24 protein-coding genes and 1 pseudogene are annotated in these 20,155 nt (G+C 61.5%); 13 read left to right on the top strand and 12 right to left on the bottom strand.

Annotation, left to right across the window (positions count from 1 at the left end; genetic code table 11):
- Nucleotides 1-38: 38 nt before the first annotated feature.
- The 6 genes from GR198_RS34340 to GR198_RS34315 form a co-directional block, all read right to left on the bottom strand.
- Nucleotides 39-257, bottom strand: a complete 219-nt coding sequence (locus GR198_RS34340; protein ID WP_164070419.1) for a hypothetical protein — start codon at nt 255-257, stop codon at nt 39-41.
- A 339-nt stretch (nt 258-596) separates the two neighbouring features.
- The gene (locus GR198_RS34335) at nt 597-1,208 is read right to left on the bottom strand and encodes an ATP-dependent Clp protease proteolytic subunit (protein ID WP_164070418.1); all 612 of its coding nucleotides are present in this window, start codon (nt 1,206-1,208) and stop codon (nt 597-599) included.
- A gap of 46 nt (nt 1,209-1,254) precedes the next feature.
- Entirely contained in the window at nt 1,255-1,614 is a 360-nt protein-coding gene (locus tag GR198_RS34330) for an SRPBCC family protein (RefSeq protein ID WP_029875802.1), read from the bottom strand.
- Nucleotides 1,611-1,925 carry an ArsR/SmtB family transcription factor gene (locus tag GR198_RS34325; protein WP_003557361.1) on the bottom strand — a complete coding sequence of 105 codons (315 nt, stop codon included), beginning with the start codon at nt 1,923-1,925 and terminating at the stop codon, nt 1,611-1,613. Before GR198_RS34325 ends, GR198_RS34330 begins: the two co-directional genes overlap by 4 nt.
- Before the next feature lie 314 nt (nt 1,926-2,239).
- A complete protein-coding gene (locus tag GR198_RS34320) occupies nt 2,240-3,046 on the bottom strand; it encodes a class I SAM-dependent methyltransferase (protein ID WP_164070417.1) in 807 nt (268 codons plus the stop codon).
- Between the two features lie 442 nt (nt 3,047-3,488).
- Nucleotides 3,489-4,100 (bottom strand): TetR/AcrR family transcriptional regulator, encoded by a 612-nt coding sequence (locus GR198_RS34315; protein ID WP_164070416.1) that lies wholly within the window; start codon nt 4,098-4,100, stop codon nt 3,489-3,491.
- Between the two features lie 136 nt (nt 4,101-4,236).
- On the opposite strand from GR198_RS34315, the gene GR198_RS34310 reads away from it, so the two are divergent.
- The 3 genes from GR198_RS34310 (at nt 4,237) to GR198_RS34300 (ending at nt 5,902) form a co-directional block, all read left to right on the top strand.
- Nucleotides 4,237-4,626 (top strand): RidA family protein, encoded by a 390-nt coding sequence (locus GR198_RS34310; protein WP_164070415.1) that lies wholly within the window; start codon nt 4,237-4,239, stop codon nt 4,624-4,626.
- Nucleotides 4,627-4,969: 343 nt separating this feature from the next.
- The gene (locus GR198_RS34305; RefSeq protein ID WP_029875797.1) at nt 4,970-5,287 is read left to right on the top strand and encodes a PepSY domain-containing protein; all 318 of its coding nucleotides are present in this window, start codon (nt 4,970-4,972) and stop codon (nt 5,285-5,287) included.
- 18 nt (nt 5,288-5,305) lie between these two features.
- A complete protein-coding gene (locus tag GR198_RS34300) occupies nt 5,306-5,902 on the top strand; it encodes a general stress protein (RefSeq protein ID WP_029875796.1) in 597 nt (198 codons plus the stop codon).
- Nucleotides 5,903-6,023: 121 nt separating this feature from the next.
- On the opposite strand, the gene GR198_RS34295 is transcribed toward GR198_RS34300, so the two are convergent.
- A complete protein-coding gene (locus GR198_RS34295) occupies nt 6,024-6,374 on the bottom strand; it encodes a cupin domain-containing protein (protein ID WP_164070414.1) in 351 nt (116 codons plus the stop codon).
- A 641-nt stretch (nt 6,375-7,015) separates the two neighbouring features.
- Here GR198_RS34295 and GR198_RS34290 point away from each other — a divergent pair.
- Nucleotides 7,016-7,699 (top strand): winged helix-turn-helix domain-containing protein, encoded by a 684-nt coding sequence (locus GR198_RS34290; RefSeq protein ID WP_164070413.1) that lies wholly within the window; start codon nt 7,016-7,018, stop codon nt 7,697-7,699.
- Nucleotides 7,700-7,757: 58 nt separating this feature from the next.
- Nucleotides 7,758-9,188, top strand: a complete 1,431-nt coding sequence (locus GR198_RS34285; RefSeq protein ID WP_164070412.1) for a sensor histidine kinase — start codon at nt 7,758-7,760, stop codon at nt 9,186-9,188.
- Here GR198_RS34285 and GR198_RS34280 read toward each other — a convergent pair.
- From GR198_RS34280 to GR198_RS34270, 3 genes are all read right to left on the bottom strand, one after another.
- Entirely contained in the window at nt 9,154-9,957 is an 804-nt protein-coding gene (locus tag GR198_RS34280; protein WP_164070411.1) for a glycosyltransferase family 25 protein, read from the bottom strand. The two genes, GR198_RS34285 and GR198_RS34280, sit on opposite strands and share 35 nt — an antisense overlap.
- Before the next feature lie 837 nt (nt 9,958-10,794).
- Nucleotides 10,795-11,178 carry a hypothetical protein gene (locus tag GR198_RS34275; RefSeq protein WP_164070410.1) on the bottom strand — a complete coding sequence of 128 codons (384 nt, stop codon included), beginning with the start codon at nt 11,176-11,178 and terminating at the stop codon, nt 10,795-10,797.
- Between the two features lie 95 nt (nt 11,179-11,273).
- Nucleotides 11,274-12,848: a carboxylesterase/lipase family protein gene (locus GR198_RS34270; RefSeq protein ID WP_164070409.1), complete on the bottom strand. Its 1,575-nt coding sequence runs from the start codon at nt 12,846-12,848 to the stop codon at nt 11,274-11,276.
- Between the two features lie 284 nt (nt 12,849-13,132).
- Here GR198_RS34270 and GR198_RS36420 point away from each other — a divergent pair.
- Nucleotides 13,133-13,231: pseudogene (locus GR198_RS36420) on the top strand (dihydrofolate reductase family protein); the annotation flags it as partial.
- Nucleotides 13,232-13,310: 79 nt separating this feature from the next.
- On the opposite strand, the gene GR198_RS34260 reads toward GR198_RS36420, so the two are convergent.
- Nucleotides 13,311-14,207 carry a LysR family transcriptional regulator gene (locus tag GR198_RS34260; protein WP_164070408.1) on the bottom strand — a complete coding sequence of 299 codons (897 nt, stop codon included), beginning with the start codon at nt 14,205-14,207 and terminating at the stop codon, nt 13,311-13,313.
- Nucleotides 14,208-14,435: 228 nt separating this feature from the next.
- Here GR198_RS34260 and GR198_RS34255 point away from each other — a divergent pair, with 228 nt between their 5' ends.
- The 6 genes from GR198_RS34255 (at nt 14,436) to GR198_RS34230 (ending at nt 18,214) form a co-directional block, all read left to right on the top strand.
- Nucleotides 14,436-15,170, top strand: coding sequence for an SDR family NAD(P)-dependent oxidoreductase (locus tag GR198_RS34255; RefSeq protein WP_029872781.1), 735 nt, complete (start codon nt 14,436-14,438; stop codon nt 15,168-15,170).
- 49 nt (nt 15,171-15,219) lie between these two features.
- Nucleotides 15,220-15,972: an SDR family NAD(P)-dependent oxidoreductase gene (locus tag GR198_RS34250; protein WP_029872780.1), complete on the top strand. Its 753-nt coding sequence runs from the start codon at nt 15,220-15,222 to the stop codon at nt 15,970-15,972.
- A gap of 31 nt (nt 15,973-16,003) precedes the next feature.
- The gene (locus GR198_RS34245; protein ID WP_029872779.1) at nt 16,004-16,603 is read left to right on the top strand and encodes an NADPH-dependent F420 reductase; all 600 of its coding nucleotides are present in this window, start codon (nt 16,004-16,006) and stop codon (nt 16,601-16,603) included.
- Nucleotides 16,604-16,688: 85 nt separating this feature from the next.
- Complete coding sequence (locus GR198_RS34240; protein WP_029872778.1) at nt 16,689-17,126, top strand: nuclear transport factor 2 family protein; 438 nt, start codon at nt 16,689-16,691, stop codon at nt 17,124-17,126.
- Nucleotides 17,127-17,181: 55 nt separating this feature from the next.
- Nucleotides 17,182-17,814 (top strand): class I SAM-dependent methyltransferase, encoded by a 633-nt coding sequence (locus GR198_RS34235; protein WP_164070407.1) that lies wholly within the window; start codon nt 17,182-17,184, stop codon nt 17,812-17,814.
- A gap of 163 nt (nt 17,815-17,977) precedes the next feature.
- Nucleotides 17,978-18,214, top strand: coding sequence for a hypothetical protein (locus tag GR198_RS34230; RefSeq protein WP_027685648.1), 237 nt, complete (start codon nt 17,978-17,980; stop codon nt 18,212-18,214).
- Between the two features lie 146 nt (nt 18,215-18,360).
- Here the strand turns inward: GR198_RS34230 and GR198_RS34225 are convergent, their stop codons facing one another.
- The gene (locus tag GR198_RS34225; RefSeq protein WP_080658199.1) at nt 18,361-19,125 is read right to left on the bottom strand and encodes a methyltransferase domain-containing protein; all 765 of its coding nucleotides are present in this window, start codon (nt 19,123-19,125) and stop codon (nt 18,361-18,363) included.
- A gap of 330 nt (nt 19,126-19,455) precedes the next feature.
- Here GR198_RS34225 and GR198_RS34220 point away from each other — a divergent pair, with 330 nt between their 5' ends.
- Complete coding sequence (locus GR198_RS34220; RefSeq protein ID WP_280806170.1) at nt 19,456-19,974, top strand: AAA family ATPase; 519 nt, start codon at nt 19,456-19,458, stop codon at nt 19,972-19,974.
- The last annotated feature ends 181 nt before the right edge of the window (nt 19,975-20,155 follow it).

Raw genomic sequence — 20,155 nt, 5'->3', positions numbered from 1 at the left:
CCCCAAGAGGTCGCGGCCCCTCCCCGATCGGCTTCGGGTCATCTGTCGGCCGCGGGCCAGTCGTTCGCAGGCTCCTCTATGACGGCAGTGTCGTCGTCCGCGGGGTCGGGATCGCGCTCAAGGGCTGCGCGCAGATTGCCGATCTCTTTGATGATCGCATCGAAGACGTCCTGCTGCCTGGCCCCGGCCACAACGCAGTCGTCGACGAGATGCTCGAGCTTGGCGCGAAGCCCGGCCTTCCAATTATTTTTGCTCATGACCTTCTCCTCCTCTGATCGATCCACACGGCGCATGATCGCTCGCCTGTTCCACCCGCCTTTGATGGGCAGGCGGGGGCTTCCGCGCTCAGCAGAAAGCGATCGATGTGTGGCCCTGGTTGGCGGTTCGATCATCGCGAAATCCTGCTGTGCGGGATGAGATCGCGGCGAACGGGTAAGGTGCTCTCCTGGCGTTTCCGCCCGCACCGAGAAATCGGAAAAACCGGTGCGTTCACCATCTCCGTCACGTCCGATTGGCACGCCGCGACCTCAGCGGATTAACCGATAGCCGCAGCAACGGTTCCGCCCTGTCTGGACTCTTTGCGTCCGTGAAACTGTCTATAGGCTGTCCGTGTTTTCCCGAACCGTTAGAATGCGGTCGATAATACCCCATTCCAATGCTTCTTCCGCCGTCATGAAGCGGTCGCGATCCATCCCGCGCTCAAAGTCTTCATAGGAGCGTCCGCAATGCTCCGCGTAGAGCCGCGTCATGCGCTGCTTGGTCTTCAGAATTTCTTCGGCATGTATCATCATGTCGGAAGCCTGCCCTTGGAAACCACCGGATGGCTGGTGAATGAGGATACTGGCATTGGGCAAAGCAGCTCTTCCGCCGGCCTCGCCTGCCATCAACAGGAACGATCCCATGGAACGGGCTGTGCCCATGCAAAGCGTATGAACTGGCGCGCGGATAAAGCGCATGGTGTCGTACATGGCGAGGCCGCTGGTCACGACGCCGCCCGGAGAATTGATGTAAAGATTGATCGGCTTCTTTGGATTCTCGGCCTCGAGGAACAGTAACTGCGCGCAGACCAGAGCGGAAACGCTATCGTTGACCTCGCCGTTGAGGAAGATGATGCGTTCGCGCAGAAGGCGGGAGTAAATGTCAAAAGACCGTTCCCCTCTGCTGGATTGTTCTATGACCATAGGGACGAGTTGCATCGCTTCGCGCATCGGCGAACTCCAATCTTGCAGAAATCAAAGGGGAGAGCTTGCCGCGTCAGGCGGCGAGCATGAGGGGTGGACCGTTGCTGTTCGCGGCCGTTGCCGCCATCCGGTCAAGCCTCGCGTCGGTCAGCTCGTGGATAATGCGCAGGCGGGTGCCGCCGGTCGCGTTCGGGACGATCGTGAACGTCACCGTGCTTTCAAGGAAAGGTGGAGCGTCGTCGCGCAGGCTATAACGGACTTCCTCGCCAGGTGTGATCGTGGCCGGGGTGGGATCGGCTAAAGCGTCTTTCGGCAACCAGTTTTCTCGAAATTCCGGAATGCTGATTGCACGCCAGACCTTTTGCGGCGGTTCATCCAGATCGAATTCCAGTTCGATGCCGTTTTTCTGCTCCTTGGCCTTTCCAACGTTCATTGGTCCATATCCTTCAGCAAGACCTTGAGAGCTTCGATGCGGGCAGGCCAGTAGGCGCGATATTTCGCCAACCATTGTGCGATGAGAGCCAGCCCGTCCGGATCGACTTCGTAATTCACGAAACGCCCCTGCCGTTCTTCCCTCACGAGCTTTGCGCTCCGCAAAACCGAGAGGTGTTGCGACATTGCCGGCTGGCTGATCTCCATGCCCTCACGCAGGGCACTGGCGTTCATGCCGCCCGCCGCCAGCTTCTCGAAGATCGCGCGGCGGGTCGGGTCAGCCAAGGCTCGGAAAATATCATTCTCGATCATGCATACACATAAGCACACACTTATGCGATTCGCAAGTCTGTTTCGCGATGGCTATTGCGTTATCGCGCAACTCCTGACTTTTGCGACACTCCGGTCTTTCCTGAAAGCGTTCGAGGATCCTCGCCGCAAAACTCTGTCGCAAAAGGTGGAGTTTCGCAGCTGATTTCTGCGACGGCCAATGACCGGTTAGGGCCGTTAGCGGCTTGGCAGCTTTTTGGCCGCCGAGGAACGTCAGCTGATGATCAACCCGAGGGGTTAAGGTCTGGGAACGGCCCACACCGGGCCCTCGCAGGCCCATTGCATGCTCTCCAAAATCAGGCTGGGACCAAGCCACGCACCACACGGAACATCATGGGAAATGACCGGGGTCCATCGGGCAAGCCAACCAGATACCCGGCACGAACATGCTGTTCGATCGAACCGCGGGCGTCGTCCGAAAGTGCCATCAATATGCTTGTGATGCTGCCTGGGCCGTCGGTGAACGTAGCCCAATAATCCGCGAAGGACGCATACTCGCAATCCACGACAACGGGAATCTCCGTCACGTCGACGAGGCCGATCTTCCGCCACAACGTCGCCTGACCATTAGGCCAGAAGAGCTGGCGCCCCGCCCGCATGGATCTCAGCCTGGCGAAGTCGGTCTCAAGCACGGCGCCGGTGTTGATGACGAGATCGAAGGCGGGCATGCCGCCCAAGAACTGAGTAACGGCGGACGCGACCACGCCGCCTGGACGGGTCACGCGCTTCATCTCGGCAACTACCTGTTCAATTTCCGGGATAACGTCCAGGGCCAGCGTGGAAACGGTCGCATCGAAAAAGTTAGTGTCGAACCGCATGTGCCGGACATCGCCGTGTTCATAGGCGATATTGGGGTGGGATCGTCGACGGCGGGCTCCTTCCAGGTATCCCTCCGATGCGTCAACACCGATCACAAGCGCTCCCGCCTCGGCCAGTGCTTTCGACAACACACCTGTCCCACATGCTACATCGAGCACGCGACTGCCCGGAGCAATATTGGCACGTGTGAGAAATGGGCTTGCCAGGTGTTCGCTCCAGCGGCCTATGAATGTCTCGTAGACGTCGGGATCAGCCCAATTATATCGTAGTTCTGCGGCTTCCATGGCTTGCCATCCTCTCTCGATCAAGAATGGACCGTAACACGGCCATTCGGGTCGCGCGTATCGCCGTCACACCGGGCAATCCAGCGGAACCTTGTTAACGCTTCTCAAGAAAATATCACACCGCGGGAACCCCTGAAATCACGCTGGCCTTCCCCTAGGGCGGCTCCGAGGTACAGCTTTGTTGGTTTGACTAGTGTGATCCGCATAGGTCGCACGGTGGGAGCCCCCTTCGCCCACTAACTGCAATCCTTCAGCTTCGCAGGCCCATCCTACGCCATCGGCTTCCTCGCCCAGTGTTTCTGGTGGTGAACATAAACCGACGACCACCGATCAAGACCGTGCCGCTTCCCTTCTCTCGCTTCGAAGAGCGAGTAAGGCGAAGGAGCCACTTTCGCCGTTACTGCGGTGAACGTCCCTTCGCTCGACTTTGGCCCTGGGCAGATCACAAACGCTCCACCAGCAGACCTGCTGCCAAGGCCCGAAAAGCCTCGACCGCCTTTGGCAGCACGCCCTGCGGATCTTCGCTGGCGGCGATCCAGAGAGCCGCATTGAGAGCCGCGCCGCTCAGCAATCGGGCCGCCGCCTCCGCGTCAAGCGGCTTGAGGATGCCTTGGGCGATCAGGCGCTCCACCGTGCTCTTGGTCACCTGCAGACAATTGTTCTGGCTCGGCCACTGCGAGGGATCACCCAGCACCGCAGGTCCGTCGAGCAGGACGATGCGCTGGACTTCCGGATTGAGCGCCATCTCGATATAGGCCGCACCCTCGGCAAGCAGGCCCTGCCAATCGTCGCCCGAGCGCGCGCCAATCTCTTGAGCGCGCACCGCCATCTCGGTGTCGATCTGATCGACAACCGCCGCCAGCAGCCCGCGCTTGTCTCCAAAATTGTGGTAGAGCGCGCCCCGTGTCAGACCGACGTCAGCCGTCAACTCATCCATCGATGCTGCCGAATACCCCTTTTCCGCAAAGCTCTTGCGCGCCGCCGCGATCAGCTTGCCGCGGTTTTCCTGCATCGTTTCGCTGCGTTTCCTAACCATTCGATCCCTCAATTTCATATACGAAGCGTATATGGACTTGACATACGATGCGCATCTCATGCATTTCACATACGAACCGTATATCAAATGGGGCGCGAGATGTGAAGCGATACGTCGCGCTCAACGGTCGTTGTCAACAAGAAGAGAGATCAGAATGACAAAACGCGAAGCAATCTTTCCGGCCGACCGGCACGCGCTTTACGAGAAGCACGGCTATTCCGCCGCGATCCGATCCGGTGATCTTTTGTTTGTGTCCGGACAGGTCGGCAGCCGTCCGGACGGAACGCCCGAACCCGATTTCGAACAGCAAGTGCGGCTCGCCTTTGAAAACCTGAAGGCCACGCTGACTGCCGCCGGCGCCACGCTGGATGATATCGTCGACGTCACCACTTTCCACACCGACCCCGAAAACCAGTTCGGAACGATCATGGCGGTCAAGCAGGAGATTTTCAGCAAGCCACCCTACCCGAACTGGACGGCCATCGGCGTCAACTGGCTCGCCGGCTTCGACTTCGAGATAAAGGTCATCGCCCGTATTCCGTGAAGTCACTGACATCGCCGGGGCCGCATCCGTCACCCGCACGACGTGCCGGCAGGAGAGCGGCTCCGCGCTGCCCACTCCCAACATTTATCAGCAGCACAACTTTAGGAGTTAAAAGGCCGGTCTCACTCCGAGAGGTTTCTTCAAGGCGCCCGTGGATCGTCGGTTACCTTCCCCCGTTACTGTCTGCTTACATTGCCACGGCACCGCAGAGAATGACCCCGCAGCGCGCCGCGTTGGCTTATATTTAGAAAAATCAATCGCATAATCTTCGGGAACAAAGAACTCCCTTGCGTGTTTTCAGCGCATGGATCGTCATGTGATCCGCAAAATGGAGAAAACACCTATGAAGAAAATCGTCTTTGCGGCGACCATTCTCTGCGCGTCTGCCGTTGCAGCCCTTGCCCAGACAACACCGGCTCCATCTCCGGATGGAAATACACCTGCGGTTGCAACCCCGGATACCAAAAATCCGACTGCGCCGGTTGAGGGCGCCAACAGCTTCACCGAAGCCCAGGCGAAGGATCGCATTACGGAAGCGGGTTACACCGACGTCAAGGATCTCAAGCTCGACGACAAGGGGATCTGGATGGCCGCCGGCATGAAGGACGGGAAAGCCGTCGCCATTGCCCTCGATTATCAAGGCAACATCGTCGCCAAGTAACCCCCAGGGAGAAACATGATGAGAACTGTAACCGGACTTTTCGACGACCATTCGGACGCTCGCTCCGCCGTCAGCAAATTGGAAGCGGCAGGCATTCCCTCAAACGACATCAGCATCGTCTCCAACAAGGCTGGCCGCATCGATCGCGACTCTGACGTTGGCGAGGATGCCGCGACCGGCGCCGGCATTGGCGCTGCCGTCGGCGGCGCTGGCGGCCTGCTGACCGGATTGGGCCTGATGGCCATTCCCGGTGTCGGGCCGGTGGTTGCCGCAGGCTGGCTTGCCGCGACTGCGGCCGGGGCCGTCGCCGGCGCCGTCGCCGGCGGTGCCGCTGGCGGCCTGATCGGCGCCCTCACCGACTCAGGCGTCCCGGAAGATGATGCTCACCTCTATGCCGAAGGTGTCCGCCGCGGCGGCAGCCTGGTCACCGCCAAGGTCGACGACGCCCGCGCCTCCGAGGCGCAGGCTATTCTCCAAGGTTCAAACTGGGTCGACCCGATCGAACGTCGGCGTGCCTATAACGAGCAGGGCTGGACCCGGTTCGACGATACGCTCGATCCATACGCCCCTGAGCAGATCGCGCAGGAGCGCGACCGGTATCGGCGAACGATCTAACCGGCCTTGAGTTCAACCCTCCTTGCACGTCGCAAGGAGGGTTGAAGCATTGACCTTAAGCAGAGAAGCGGCGAGACCTTGTGCGGCCGCGGAATTGGCCGATGATGTCGCAGGCCGGGTCTTACGCGTGCGCCGGCCGCCAATGCGGATAGGTGACATAGGCGGTGAGCGCCCCCTCCTCGTGCGAGCGGATGGTCACCGTTTCACCTTTGGGCATGTAGACGATCTCGCCGGGGCCGGCGGTTACCGTTTCCCCGTCCGTCGAGACCGAAAGCCGGCCGTCCAGAACGATCATGACGTCATCAACCGCCATGGTCTCGGTGAGGCTCTGGCCGGGCGCGTAGCGTCCATAGCCGATGGTAATCGGCCCCCCATGCCGCTCGTCGACCAGATTGCCGACGGAGATGTCTGCCTCCTGTCCGGGGGAACGCTCCAACGACGCGTCGGCGATCGTGAACTTCCGCATCTTCATCGTCTTCCTCCTTTGCCGTGTGCAAAGGTAGCGCGGAAATTTCACCCGCCAAGACGGATTGCAAACGCTCGAGGAGGAGGTTCCCGGTCTTATGGTTTCCTCGCCATAGAGAACGGCGGGTGGAGCATGGCGACACGCTTCCCCCCACCCTCCGTCATCCCAGGCCTTGAGCCTGGGATCCATTGCCCGCTGCTGATGAATGCCGGCGTGGATCCTCGGGTCAAGCCCGAGGAAGACGGAGGGTGGGGTGAGCTCTGCGGCAAGTACACCGGCAACAACCGTGAAAATCGACATATCTTTCAGACTGGCTTCGCAGCCAACCGGAGCGAGAGGCGGCAGGCCAGCCCCGTCCTTCGAGGCCCCTTTGGGGCACCTCAGGATGAGGCTGGAGAGAAGTTGCAGCCTGGTTCAACGGGAAGCGCAGGGGCAAGATGCGCCGGCAGCCCGAGCCAAGCACCACGACCAGCCCTCATCCTGAGGTGCGCAGGCCATAGGCCGGAGCCTCGAAGGACGAGGGCGGGTGGCGACACGGTTGCGTCAGAAGCCGCTCCCCCGCCCATCACCTTACCAATCCGTAAGTTGTGGCCGAGCCGTCCTTTCGGTTAGATCTCACCCCAGGCATGTCGGGAACGATCGGGCTGATGCGAATCCTGCTTATCGAGGACGACCGGAAAACATCCGATTATATCGCCAAGGGTTTTTCCGAGGCCGGGCATGTCTGTGACGTGGTTGGCGACGGCCGCGATGGGCTGTTTCAGGCGCAGCGCGAGGCCTATGACGTCATCGTCGTCGATCGCATGCTGCCCGGTCTCGATGGCCTGGCGATCGTGCGTTCACTGAGGGCTGCCAAGGTCGGCACATCGGCGCTGTTCCTGACATCGATCGGCGGCGTCGACGATCGGGTCGAGGGGCTCGAGGCAGGCGGCGACGATTATCTCGTCAAGCCCTTTGCCTTTTCCGAGTTGATGGCGCGGGTGAATGCGCTTGGCCGGCGGCCGCCGGTGCAGGAGCAGCGGACAGTGCTGAAGGTTGCCGATCTCGAGCTCGATCTGATCCGGCGGGAGGCCCGCCGCGCCGGCCAGGTGATCGAGCTGCAGCCGCGCGAATTCACCCTGCTCGAGGTGCTGATGCGCGGCGAAGGCCGGGTCATCACCAAGACGATGCTGCTGGAGCGAGTCTGGGATTTCCACTTCGATCCGAAGACCAGCGTCGTCGAAACCCATATCAGCCGCCTCAGGGCCAAGGTCGACAAGCCGTTCCAGGTCCAACTTCTGCACACGGTCCGCAACACCGGATACAGCCTGCATGCGCCTCGAACAGGATGATTTCAGGCCCATCGGCCTGAAAATCTCAAATCCTGTTCGCAATTTAAAGAGTAAGAGCATGATATCGTCCGAAAACCGCGCACACTTTTCGGCATCATGCTCTAGCTTGCGCCGGAGCACGCCGTTCCGGCTTGCCGTCACCTTCGGCGTGCTCTTCGTCGTCACCTTCATCCTGAGCGGCGCGATCATCTACCACATGCTGCGCCTCGGCCTTGAGCGTGATCTCGAACAGTCGCTCCACGAGATGAATTCGCTCATCGTCTCGACCTACAAGCCCGGTGACACCGAGGATCTGGTCGATACACTGAACAATTATGCGAGCTTCCAGTCGACCTCCGACGGGCTTTATTCGCTGACGGATGCAGGCGGGCGCAAGCTTGCCGGCAATTTCGCAGCACCCCGCATCCCCAACGGCGTCTATACCGTCACCTCCAGGGATGTCGGGCTGAAGGGGCATGAACGCTACCGGATGCAGGTCTCGACCATCGGCCCCTACAGCCTGGTGGTGGCGGAAAACTTCAACGATGTCGACGAGATGCTGCGGATCGTGCTGGTGAGCTTCGAATGGGCGGCCGCGATCGTCGTCGCGACCGCGATCGGCGGCGGCGTCTTTCTCGCCGTTCGCGCCCAGGCGCGGCTGGACCGGGTCGCTCTCACCATGAACGACGTCTCCCACGGCGCGCTCGACGCCCGCATTGCCATCACCGGAAACGGCGACGATCTCGACACGGTGGCGATCCAGATCAACGCGGCGCTGGAGCGGCTGCAGAGATTGGTCGAGAGTATGCGGCAGGTGAGCGCCGATATCGCCCATGATCTGAAGACGCCTCTGAACAGGCTGCGCCTGACGCTGGATGCCGCCGTGGCCGGAAACGACCAGCAGGCGGATGTTTCGGCGCTGCTTGACGAAGCGAGACACGAGAGCGACCGGATCAACGCCACCTTCGAGGCGCTGCTGCGCATTTCCCAGATCGAGGCCGGCGCCCGCAAGGAGCGTTTCCAGGCAACCGATATCGACGCCGTGCTTGCCGTGATTTCCGAGGTCTATGTCGATGTCGCCGAAGACGCGCTGATGGCGCTTGATATCACGGAGCGCTGTCCCGCCCTCATCCGGGGCGACCGCGATCTGTTGACGCAAATGATCGCCAACCTGGTGGAGAACGCCATCAACCACTGCCCGGCCGGAACCGGTATCACCGTTTCGCTCCGCTGCCAGGGCGGCCGCGCCACCCTCTCGGTCGCCGACACCGGCCCCGGCATTCCCGCCGGCGAAAGGGACAAGGTCTTCCGGCGTCTCTACCGGCTCGACAAGAGCCGCGCGACGCCGGGAAGCGGCCTCGGGCTCAGCCTCGTCAAGGCGATCGCGGACCTGCATTCGGCTGAGATCACCATGGCGGACAATCATCCCGGCCTCATCGTTTCGATCGGCTTCCCGCTGATGCCCGCGGCAGGTGCTAATTACGCATCCGCCATGCCGCGAGCCGGCTGAAGCGGGCCGCAAAGCGGCGCAGCTCGGCGGCGGCGCGATACGGCAGCACGCTCCACGGCCGGCGGCGGCCAAGCCGATAGGTCGAGAGCCCTGCCTGGATCTGGGAGCAGGGATCGGCCCTTTGGCTGACCGGCAGCGGATCGACGAAGCAGGCGCTCAGCCCATCATCGAACTCCAGATCGAAGGCGAGATCATAGGGCAGGCGCATGGGGACAAGCACACCGGCAATCCAGCCCGCCGCCTTGCGGTTGATCAGATAGGCGCCGGACCCCTTCTCGCGGGTGAGCGCGATGGCGAGCGAGCGCGACGCGGTCAGCGGCTCCACCTTGTGCTTTTTCCCGGAATTGACGGTCGACAGCCGCAGGATATCCCAGCGCGCCTGATGCTTAAGGGCGGCCTCGAGCAGCTCGGCCAGATCGTCATCGAAATCGAGGTCGTCTTCCAGAATGAGCGCGAACTCGGCATGGCTGCCGAGGAAGCGCTTGGCGCATTCGACGTGGCTGAGATAACAGCCGATCTCGAAAGGGTTCGGCCGGCGGCCGTGCCGGCTGAGATAGGCTGCGTCGTCGAAGTCCGGATGCGGCAGGCTCAGCCCCGCCCCATCGACCGCCGCCACGCGCTCGAAGGCAAGGCCGAAGCTTGCCAGCAGGCGCTCCATTCGAAACCTGCGCAAGGGCGCCCGGTCGAGATTGATCAGGTAGGTGTTCACCCTCAGGCTGACCGGATGAAGGGCGGGCATTAGGGCGGCAGGTGCGGCGCGCATGTTCATGAAAGAGCTGACCTCGACTTGGCAATGATGGCGCCAAGCCTGCGCTCCAAACCTCACCGGGACCTCGCTGGAACTATACATTTTGGTAAAGTGCGGCGGTCGAACGGCCAGGGCTGCATTCTTACGGATTGGTATGATCCCGGCAAAGTGCACGTGAGAATGCCGCGCTACCAGCTCTCCTGCGGCACGCAGTGGACGCCTCCCTTCCCGCGATCGAAACGACAACCCCGCGCCTTCGATGACGACAGCGACCCCTGCGTGCCGCGCCGAATGATCCTTGGCAACGGCGTCCTCGGGATCCGGCTAAGACCGCCCCAACCTCCGTCATTCCAGGCCTTGAGCCTGGAATCCATGCCCACGGCTGACGGAGGCGAGAGTGGATCCTCGGGTCAAGCCCGAGGAGGACGGAGCGGGGGGTGAGCTTTGGAGCAAGGACAGCGACGCATCCGGACCTGATCGACGGTTGAGAACTTCTCTGCCGACGCGATCGTTAAATTGATGGACAGCCGGATCATCTGGATCGCGCTTCAAGGCCGGCATCACCGATCCCTGCCTGATAACTATCTTCATCGATCGTGTTCCACCCAGTTGTGTCGGCATCGTTTTTCAAGAAAAGTCGCGACATGCGACAATCCCCGCTCAGAGATCGCCGCGTGCCCCTCATCCGGCTGCCGCCACCTTCTCCCCGCTCGCGGGGCGAAGGGACATGCCGCGACCTCTCCGTTCCCCGCCACGTCTCGCGTGGCACGTCCCCTCTCCCCGTCTTTTACGGGGAGAGGGTTAGGGTGAGGGGCAGTCCTCGGCGTGATCCAATCGTCCGGCTTTACGCCGGCTGTTCTAGGCGTTGTCGGGCTCGACGATGTCCTCATCAAAGCGACCGCGCACGAGGAAAATGTCGGCTGCCTGTTTGGCGATCGGCTGAATTCGCTTCGGCCATCCCGTCGAAATCAGGCCATCGTCGGTCATGAAACGCGGAGTAGCGTTGTAAGCGTCACGCATTGCCGCGAGAACGCTTTCTGCAGCCTCGGTTTCTCGATCGGTCATCGCAGAGAGAGGCTGCATAGGCCCCTCATCGGGGAACCAGTCGAAGAACCAGTTGAAGTATTCCGCCCATCCAAGATGCCTGACAGCCTCGTCGCCCTCTGACAGGAAGTCGAACAGCTCGATGAAGCGGTTTCGAATGCGCTGATCCAACAAGCGCGGAGAGATATCGTCGGTCATATGACCTTTGAAACATATAGACGGCCGAAGCACAATTGACGGCAGGTGTTGAAATACTTTCCGCAAAAAGCGGAAGCGTGATGGCCTTTACCCCGTCACTTCTTTTCCTCCCAGTATCTTTGCCAGAGGTCGAGCCTGGGCTTCAGCGGATCTGCTCCTACTATCGCGCCGTGATTGGTGAAGTCCATGACCCGTTGGACGGATGGGTCGTGGTGAGGCCATTTTGGCCGTGAGCCTCCATTGGGGTCACCCTTGGTTGCAAATTCGACCCAGTAGTCACTCGCCAGTGTGGCCATGGCCCAATCGGCAGGTGTCACCTTGTCTTTCACCAGTGCGTTTGGAATGTTGAGCGTATACGGAATTTCGAAGCCGTGCAGAGTGCCTTTCCATGCCGGATCGTTACGGAGGGCCTCGGCGACATAGGAGAAACGATACCACCACGTCGGCTGACCAGCGCGGATCATCTCGTCAGCGAGATGGCGGGATGGTTCGACAAGTGTTTTGTCGGCCAGAACCTGCTGCTTCAGCTCATCGACAGACTGTTGGCCGGCCGGATCGTAGAGGGTGCGGGCTTCGGCGGCATGCTTCCCGAACAGTGCGAAGAGATCATCTTTCGTCGCGGCCTGACCGAGACCGAGATCTCGATTATTTGTCCCGACGATGACGGGAACCGGCGCTTGACGGCCTGCCGCGAAAGCCGCTTCGGGCGTTTCGAGCAAAAACCGTCCGTCAATCATCGCGCCTGAGATGCCGATGACGGGCTTCCCTGTCGACATTCCCGCCAGCACCTCTTGTGCCGATGCACCTTCGGTCAGCTTTTCCGCAGGCAGCGCCCGAAGGGCGGTGAGAGCGTCGGCATCGCTCCCATCGATTCCAAGGGAAGCCGCATAGTCCAACGCGGTTTTCTCCGCTGTTTTCAAAGGTGACAAAGGCGTACTTTCAGCACGCGCGGTAGGCAGACCCGGTGACTGTAGAATGGCGCCGCGGAAAAGCCCCCGTGACAACGGCGATATCATATGCGCCATCACCGAGCCGCCACCGGCCGACTCTCCGAATATCGTCACTTTCTTCGGATCGCCGCCGAAGGCTTCGATATTTTTCTGGACCCATTTCAAGGCTGCAAGCTGGTCCATGTAACCATAGTTACCGACGGGCTCGTCAGGGGCTTCCTTGATGAGTGCTGGATGGGCAAAATAACCCAGCCGGCCCATGCGGTAGTTCATGCTGACGAACACGACTCTGCGGGCGGCCAGTTGACCACCGGGATACTGAGGGGTGTTTCCATGGGCAAGAGCGCCGCCGTAAATCCAAACCATCACCGGCAGCGGAGTCCTGGAACGCTTGACGGGTGTCCAGACATTGAGGGTCAAACAATCCTCTGACTTCGGCAGGTCGTCGGTCTGCATGCAGGACGGGCCGAAATTGCGGGCATCCCTGGTCCCGCTCCATGGCTTCATCGGTCTCGGATTGCGCCATCTCAGGTCACCAACCGGCGGTGCCGCGTAGGGTATGCCTTTAAAGCTGACGACCGTGCCCGACCTCTCACCCTTCAGCATTCCGCCGCCGATCGTAACGGCGTCGTCTGCCGCTCCTAATCGTGGCGCGAACGTCATCTGACACGATGCGACGGCCAAAAAGAGCCGGAACGTGCGACTGCCGTCCACAAACACTGCACTCTCCACCGTTAAGCTGAGACAGTTTGAGAGCAAAATACTCCCATGGAGCGGCAACGAAAAGGGACCATCCGACGTCGACCAAAGTCTGCTATTGCTCTCGCGCCGGGTTTCGGTTCGATCCGCTGGGTGTTTGGGGAAAACGCATCCCCAATCTCCGTCATCCCAGACCTTGAGCCTGGGATCCATGCCCGTGGCTGATGGAGGCCGGCGTGGATCCCAGGCTCAAGCCCGAGGAAGACGGAGGGTGGGTTGAGCTCTGCGGCAAGGACAGCGATGGCGGACGGCCGTATTTCGCCGGACCTCGGCCGCCGCTCCGCCTGATGGCTCATGACCGGATTGGCGAGGATGTGATCAGGTTGATCTACGTTCCGGCTTGATCTCGCGACGCGCGGGATGAAAATCCCAGCGCGGCTTCAGGCCGGATGACGGCAAGCGTCGCCGGCGGCCTGCCGGGCGTCAGTCGCGCGATATGGACAGCCCCGTGAGAAGCGGAGCGTAGGCGGCGAGCCTGCCGGATACGAACTCCGTGAAGAGCCGCACGCGCTTGGTCTTACGTGTCTCCCCCTGCGTGAGAAGCCAGAGCGTTCCGTACATGTGCAGTTCGGTGCCCGGCACCCTCACCAACAGGGGATCGGCATCTCCGACGAAGCACGGCAGTGTCGTGATCCCGAGCCCTTGCCGTACCGCTGCGATCTGCGCCTCGCCGTCCGTGGTCCTGAACGCAACCCCCGTGGTGCGAACCTCACCCTCGCGGACCCAGTCCGGGATGCCATGCATGCCTATGACGATCCACCGGAGGGGATCCGGCGCGCCCGCACGCCACGCGGCCAGCAGATCGCGGGACATGTAGACGCCGCCGAATATATCCGGTCCCTTCAGGCCGTGAAGATTGAGCGGCAGGGTTTTGCGGTCGTAAACGACGCGGATCGCCACATCGGCCTCTCGGTTGGTCAGATTCGCCAGCTCGCCGGACGACACGATTTCCATCTCGATATCAGGATGCAGACGCGCGAAATCGGCGAAGTCCGGCATCAGCAGGTGTGTCGCAAGGGTCGGTGCCAACGTCACCCGCAGCAGCCCGCGCACGCTCTGGTCGCGGCCGAAGACGCGCGTCTCCAACTGGTGCGACGAGGCTTCCATCTGCTCCGCGAGCTGGAGGACCTCCTCGCCCGCAGCCGTCAGGCGGTAGCCTGAAGGCAGCTTTTCGAACATCTGCGCCCCGAGGCGTTCCTCGAGCTGGGCGATGCGTCGCAGCACCGTCGCGTGGTTCACCCCGAGGCGCTTGGCGGCAGCCCGCAATGAGCCTCCGCGCGCGGCGGCAAGAAAGTAGCGAACGTCGTCCCAGTCGATCATGGTGCATTCCCGCGCCGCGCGGCGCGGCTTCCGAAGCCCGTTCTAGCACACCGAGCCGCACTGTGCGCGAGTGTTGCGGCACTTAATCATCCGGCTGGATCGTTTTTGCACCAGCGATGTGCGTGATTGCGCACTCACCGCCCGACTTCGGCGAACCCATATCGGAGCTCTCGGGGGACCTCCCCGTACAGCCGAAAACGTATGACGGCGAAACGAAGGATGCATGACATGACCAGACTGAATGGAAAGACCGCCGTGATCACCGGCGGCGCTACCGGCATCGGCCGCGCCGCAGCCAAGCGCTTCATCGACGAGGGCGCCTTCGTCTTCATCTTCGGCCGCCGGCAGGAGGCGCTTGACGCCGCTGTGGCGGACCTCGGTCCCAATGCGCGGGCGGTGAAGGGCTCGGTCTCGGATGAGGCCGACCTTGATCGCCTCTACGCCGCGGTGAAGGCAGAGCGCGGAACGCTCGACATCGTCTTTGCCAATGCCGGGGCGGGAAGCCCGCTTCCGCTCGGCCAGATCACCGCCGAGCACATCGACGAGACCTTCGACACCAATGTGAAGGGCACGATCTTCACGGTCCAGAAGGCGCTGCCGCTAATGGGCCCAGGTGGTTCGATCATCCTGACCGGATCGAGCGCCGGCACCACGGGAGCCCCGGGATTCACTGCCTACAGCGCGAGCAAGGCGGCAGTACGCAATCTCGCGCGGACCTGGGCAGAGGACCTGAAGGGCACCGGCATCCGGGTCAACGTGCTGTCACCCGGGGCGACGGCGACCGAACTCGCGAAGGAGGCGCTGGGTGAGGAAGGCCAGAAGGCCTACGGCGCGATGACTCCACTCCAGCGCATGGCCGATCCGGCGGAGATCGGGGCGGTGGCCGCCTTTCTCGCGTCGTCGGACAGCAGCTTCATGACCGCCAGCGAGGTCGCCGTCGACGGCGGCCTGGCGCAACTCTGAACCCCGGCGCGATCCCGCGTCCGAGGAACACAACGAAGGATAGAACATCATGAAAAAACTTGAAGGCAAAGTAGCAGTCATCACGGGCGGAAGCAGCGGGATCGGATTGGCCACCGCCAAGCGCTTCGTGGAGGAAGGTGCGCAGGTCGTGATCATTGGGCGACGCGAGAAAGCCCTACAAGAGGCCGCGGCCCTTATCGGGAAAAACGTGACAACAGTCGTGGGCGACGTCTCGCGCTTGGAAGATCTGGACCGGCTCTACGCCACCGTGAAGGAGAAACATGGTCACATCGACATTCTCTTCGCAAACGCCGGCGCAGGTACGGTCGCGCCGCTCGCGGCAGCTACTGAGGCCCATTTTAACCAGACCTTCGATGTGAACGTGAAGGGTCTGTTCTTTACGGTGCAGAAGGCCCTTCCCATCTTCAAAGACGGCGGATCGATCATTCTGAACTCTTCGGTCTCGAATGTGATGGGGCTGCCAGCGTTCAGCGCCTACGCAGCAAGCAAGGCGGCTGTTCGCAGCTTCTCGCGGTCTTGGACCCAAGAGCTGAAGGACCGCAATATCCGCGTCAATACGATGAGCCCCGGCGCGATCGAGACTCCCGCCTTGGCGACAACGACCGGCCTCACCGCCGAGCAAGCCGAGGAGGCGGTCGCCCAGTTTGCTGCACAGATCCCAATGGGTCGCAGGGGCAAGCCAGAGGAAATCGCGGCTGCGCTCACGTTCCTCGCCTCCGATGAAAGCTCCTACATCACCGGTATAGATCTCGCCGTCGATGGTGGTTGGGCGCAGGTCTGACCCAGCGTCAACACAGGATCGGAGAAGCACTATGAGCTACTCAATTATAGGATTCGGCAATATCGGCCAGGCGCTTGCTAAGGCCTTTGCCAGAAACAGCATCGAAGTTTCCGTTGCAACCACACGCGACCCGGAAAGCTTCGCATCCGCCGCAGCTGCGATCGGCCCTACGATCATTCCCAAAACACTGGCGGAAGCCGTCAAGGCGGACATCATCTTTTTGGCTGTCCGTTTCGAGTCGCACCCGGATGTCGCGAAGGCGCTTCCCACCTGGCAGGGGAAGACAATCGTCGATGTGACCAATGCCTACGGCGTGCCCCCGGAGGAACTGGAAGGACAGCCGTCTTCCAGGTTCATCGCACAGGCGTTTTCCGGTGCGAAACTGGTCAAGGGCTTCAACCATTTGATCGCTGCCAGCCTTGACCAGGATCCCGCCGTAAAGGGTGGCAGGAGAGTCGTGTTCCTGGCGAGCGACGATGACGCTGCCGCAGCGGAGATTGGCGCGCTGGCGAAAAATCTCGGTTTCGCGCCGATCGAACTTGGCGGGCTTTCTGAAGGCGGACTGCTTGTGCAGGCGCGCGGACATAGTTGGGGCCGGCTGATCTTCAAGGACGTAGTCAAGTTCGACTGACGAACACGACATCCCCATCAGCAGCGACACGATGCACCGGGTCGGATCGAGCGCGATCCGATCCGCAGAAAATGGAGAAGATGCCATGAGCATTGAGAAGAACATCCAGACCGTGAAGGACTTCTTCGCCGCGATCGGCAGCAGTGACAGGGAGGCTCTGCTGGCGCTGGTCGCCGAAGACATCGAGTGGATCATTCCGGGCAAGGACTGGCCGCTGGCCGGAACGCACCGCGGACACGCGGGACTTGCGAATTTGCTGGAGACGGCGTCCAAGTCGATAGAAACGTCCACGCAACCCCGGGAGTTCGTGGCGCAAGGAGACCGGGTCCTGGTCGTCGGCTTCGCGAAGGGAAAGATCAAAGCCACGAGCAAGACGTTCGAGGACGACTGGATCTTCGCCATCACGGTCCGGGACGGCAGACTGACCAACATCCGGGAATACGTCGACACGCAAGCACTGGCGCGCGCCGCGCAGATGGACGCGTCCGGGGCCGCGCAGATGGACGCGTCCGGGCCGGCGTAGCGCTGGCCGACTGCGGCCCGCGCTCGTCGAATGCTCAACCGTAAAGGAGATCCCAATGTACGACCAACCCAAGCTATCCGAATTGATCCGGTTCGCACGCGTCGATGCGGGCTCCACCGTCATCGACGTTTACCCGGGCGACGGCGACTGGACCCGTCTCTTCTCCGACATCGTGGGACCCGACGGACGGGTCTACAGTTTCGTGCCGGCCGAAGTCGCTCACTTCAAGAATGATCCGGTCGGCCGCATGCGAACGCTTGCGATGGAACCGGACCGAGCGAACGTCGAAGCCGTCTCGGCGGACCTCGTGGCGATGCCGGAGGTCACGCGGCCAGCGGATGTCCTGTGGCTGCATCTGTTTTACCACGATCTCCACACCGCCCTGATCCAGGCCAGGGGCGCGACGGCCGCCGCCTTCAATCGAGCCGTCTACGAGCGGCTGAAGCCCGGCGGGTCCTACGTCATCGTCGACCACGCCGCCGCCGTCGGGGCGGGCACGAGCGATGCGCAGTCGCTGCATCGGATTGAGCCAGCCTCCGTTCGCGAGGAGGTGGAGGCGGCCGGCTTCGTACTGGACGCGGAAAGCACCGTGCTCGCGAACAAGGACGATTCGCACTCGATCAAGGTCTTCGATCCCTCGATCAAGGGCGAGACCGATCGCTTCGCCTATCGATTTTTGAAGATCTAGCACTGAGCCATTCGCCAACGATGAGGTCGGCTCTCGTACGGGAGCCGGCTTCTGGTGGTTCATCTTCGAAAGTGGACGAAATGTTCCAATCCATTGTCACCCATTGACGTGAACAGGTTTCACCCCAATACGGTCAGGCCAGCCAGACGACAACAGGAGTGTAATCGTGAGCGAACCGACCGTAGCAGATGCAACAAACCGCATTTATGAGTCGCTCCAGGCGGACAACGCCGACATCGACGTGCATATCGCGGCCCTCAAGGCAGCGTTGACGCGGGCGGGTTTGAAAGAGGCCGTATTCGACCCGGCCAGGCTCGTGCAGAATAACCGTTCTGGCAGGAAGCGGATGGAGGCCTACTTTCGGCAGCGCGGTGTCATGGTGAAATTCTCAGCCTCGTGAAGCCTTCCAGACGGCTGTAATCACCCTCAGTGGGGGGCTGACACCACGCATTGGCGTCGCCCTGCGGATGATCGTCCAGGCGCGGAGGCTGAAGAGCCGTCGAACGAAGGGCCGGGAGCCCTGCCGTGATCTGCGGGCTGCCGACGTCAGAGGGGCCGAATCCCTTCCGCCCATGACATGCCGAACCACACCGCCGAATCTGGCGCCTTGCTCCACTCGATCAAGGTGTCGAGACTTGCCTTAACGGCGTCTCGTGAAAGCCCGGTCGCCACGATGTCGACGATCGCTTCGTCGACGATACTCGCAATGTTACGAACCACATCCTCGAAATCGGGATCACCCGCGCAACCGCCGAAGAAGACAAGCGTGTTACGGCGAGGACGTAGGTCCGCCTGGTGAAGCAATTGCACGAGCCGACGCCCGACGATAGGGTCGTTGCAATGCCTGTCATAAGTGCGCTGATAAGCGTTCCAGAGCGACGAGAACCCCGGGGGTTCTGGCCATAGCCGCAGACCGTCGTAGTCGTCATCGGACAGGATCACACGGCCACCCGGCCGCACCGCGCGCGCCATGTTGCGGACGACCTGCAGCGGGTCGGGTATGTGCTCAAGGACGAAGCGAGCGTGAGCGACGTCGAACTGACCTAGTTCGTCGTCGCGAAGGGGTGGATCGAGGACGTCGCCCTGCCTCATCTCGATCATTGCGGTCTCGTCGTCGGCCGCCGCCTGGCGCAACGCCTCGGCGATCTGTTTGGGACTTCGCTCTAGCCCGAGCACCGGGATGCCGGTGACCCGTGCCATCATCCGCGAGTACTGACCAAGGCCGGCTCCGAAGTCGACGACGCGTTCACCGGCGGCGAGCTGCGCGGCATCGATACACCGCTCGTTGAGCCGCCTGTTCAGTGCGGTCAACCGCTGTTGTTCTGCCTCGCTCGATCCATGCGTGTAGTGAGATGATGACATTCGCTGCCCCCGCTGAATGGCGCGACAACGGTGCCAGAATTCGGGCAGGAGTCAATTCGGGCGGAAGTCAATGAGGTCGACTGGAGATACCACAAAGCAGCCAGTGGGTTAGACGACCTCACCTGTGAGCTCACCCAGGCGCTCCGTCTTGACCCCCGAGCAGAGCGCTCCTACAAGATAGACTATGGCAACACACCTCTGATTGGCCGCGCCTTGCGGCCTTGAGCGAAGCGCAGTCCTGCACGACACCGCGGGGCGGCTTCCACTTGCCAAGCCAAGATCAGAGATTTTCCAATGCCCACGCTCTACCTCACTTGCGGTCTTCCCGGTTCGGGGAAGACCTCGCTCGCCAAGATAATCGAACATGAAGCATCCGCCCTCCGTCTGACCGGAGACGATTGGATGCACAGGCTTTACCTCGGCATCTCTACGCCGGAAGCCGAAACTGGTCCCTGCCGAGGGAGAGTCGAGAGCCTGCAATGGCAGATCGCTCTGCGTGCCATCAGGCTTCAGTGCAACGTTGTCGTGGATTGGGGAGTGTGGTCACGGGCAGAACGCGACACCTGCCGGCAGGAAGCTCGCGCAGCTGGTGCTCGCGTCGTCCTCTGCTTCCTCGACGTTCCCTTTGATGAGCTTTGGGACCGGGTCTCCCGGCGAAACGCCGAGCTTCCTGCCGGCACGTTCGACATCTCGCGGGCGGACTTGCTTAGGTGGTCGAAACTGTTCGAGCCGCCAACCACCGAGGAGTTGGCGCTTTACGATCGGCAAACCCATCCAGCCATCACCGCCCCTACATGAAGCGCCACAGCGCCAGGGGGTATTCTCAGTCTGCGTAGTCGGCGGGTCGGGACCAACTCGCTCGTGAGAACATGGGAGACCGAATTGGCCAGCCGCGGTGTGCTTGATGAGGGCATCCTTGAGGTCGCCTGGATCGAAGAGCATGCGATGGACCTGGTTCAGCGCCCACGCGGATGAGCGT

Source organism: Rhizobium leguminosarum (assembly GCF_010668065.1).
GTDB classification, from domain to species: Bacteria; Pseudomonadota; Alphaproteobacteria; order Rhizobiales; family Rhizobiaceae; genus Rhizobium; species Rhizobium leguminosarum_S.
Note: the sequence above shows the minus strand (reverse complement) of the source record. Positions and strands in the feature narration are given on the sequence as shown.

Excerpts from the sequence above, each read along its gene's own strand:
- GR198_RS34260 (WP_164070408.1), bottom strand. The coding sequence starts at position 14,207 with ATGATCGACTGGGACGACGTTCGCTACTTTCTTGCCGCCGCGCGCGGA.
- GR198_RS34275 (WP_164070410.1), bottom strand. The coding sequence starts at position 11,178 with ATGACCGACGATATCTCTCCGCGCTTGTTGGATCAGCGCATTCGAAAC.
- GR198_RS34255 (WP_029872781.1), top strand. The coding sequence starts at position 14,436 with ATGACCAGACTGAATGGAAAGACCGCCGTGATCACCGGCGGCGCTACC.
- GR198_RS34330 (WP_029875802.1), bottom strand. The coding sequence starts at position 1,614 with ATGAACGTTGGAAAGGCCAAGGAGCAGAAAAACGGCATCGAACTGGAA.
- GR198_RS34325 (WP_003557361.1), bottom strand. The coding sequence starts at position 1,925 with ATGATCGAGAATGATATTTTCCGAGCCTTGGCTGACCCGACCCGCCGC.
- GR198_RS34245 (WP_029872779.1), top strand. The coding sequence starts at position 16,004 with ATGAGCTACTCAATTATAGGATTCGGCAATATCGGCCAGGCGCTTGCT.
- GR198_RS34335 (WP_164070418.1), bottom strand. The coding sequence starts at position 1,208 with ATGCGCGAAGCGATGCAACTCGTCCCTATGGTCATAGAACAATCCAGC.
- GR198_RS34280 (WP_164070411.1), bottom strand. The coding sequence starts at position 9,957 with ATGAACATGCGCGCCGCACCTGCCGCCCTAATGCCCGCCCTTCATCCG.
- GR198_RS34240 (WP_029872778.1), top strand. The coding sequence starts at position 16,689 with ATGAGCATTGAGAAGAACATCCAGACCGTGAAGGACTTCTTCGCCGCG.
- GR198_RS34305 (WP_029875797.1), top strand. The coding sequence starts at position 4,970 with ATGAAGAAAATCGTCTTTGCGGCGACCATTCTCTGCGCGTCTGCCGTT.
- GR198_RS34300 (WP_029875796.1), top strand. The coding sequence starts at position 5,306 with ATGAGAACTGTAACCGGACTTTTCGACGACCATTCGGACGCTCGCTCC.
- GR198_RS34295 (WP_164070414.1), bottom strand. The coding sequence starts at position 6,374 with ATGAAGATGCGGAAGTTCACGATCGCCGACGCGTCGTTGGAGCGTTCC.
- GR198_RS34340 (WP_164070419.1), bottom strand. The coding sequence starts at position 257 with ATGAGCAAAAATAATTGGAAGGCCGGGCTTCGCGCCAAGCTCGAGCAT.
- GR198_RS34290 (WP_164070413.1), top strand. The coding sequence starts at position 7,016 with ATGCGAATCCTGCTTATCGAGGACGACCGGAAAACATCCGATTATATC.
- GR198_RS34315 (WP_164070416.1), bottom strand. The coding sequence starts at position 4,100 with ATGAAATTGAGGGATCGAATGGTTAGGAAACGCAGCGAAACGATGCAG.
- GR198_RS34285 (WP_164070412.1), top strand. The coding sequence starts at position 7,758 with ATGATATCGTCCGAAAACCGCGCACACTTTTCGGCATCATGCTCTAGC.
- GR198_RS34320 (WP_164070417.1), bottom strand. The coding sequence starts at position 3,046 with ATGGAAGCCGCAGAACTACGATATAATTGGGCTGATCCCGACGTCTAC.
- GR198_RS34250 (WP_029872780.1), top strand. The coding sequence starts at position 15,220 with ATGAAAAAACTTGAAGGCAAAGTAGCAGTCATCACGGGCGGAAGCAGC.
- GR198_RS34235 (WP_164070407.1), top strand. The coding sequence starts at position 17,182 with ATGTACGACCAACCCAAGCTATCCGAATTGATCCGGTTCGCACGCGTC.
- GR198_RS34310 (WP_164070415.1), top strand. The coding sequence starts at position 4,237 with ATGACAAAACGCGAAGCAATCTTTCCGGCCGACCGGCACGCGCTTTAC.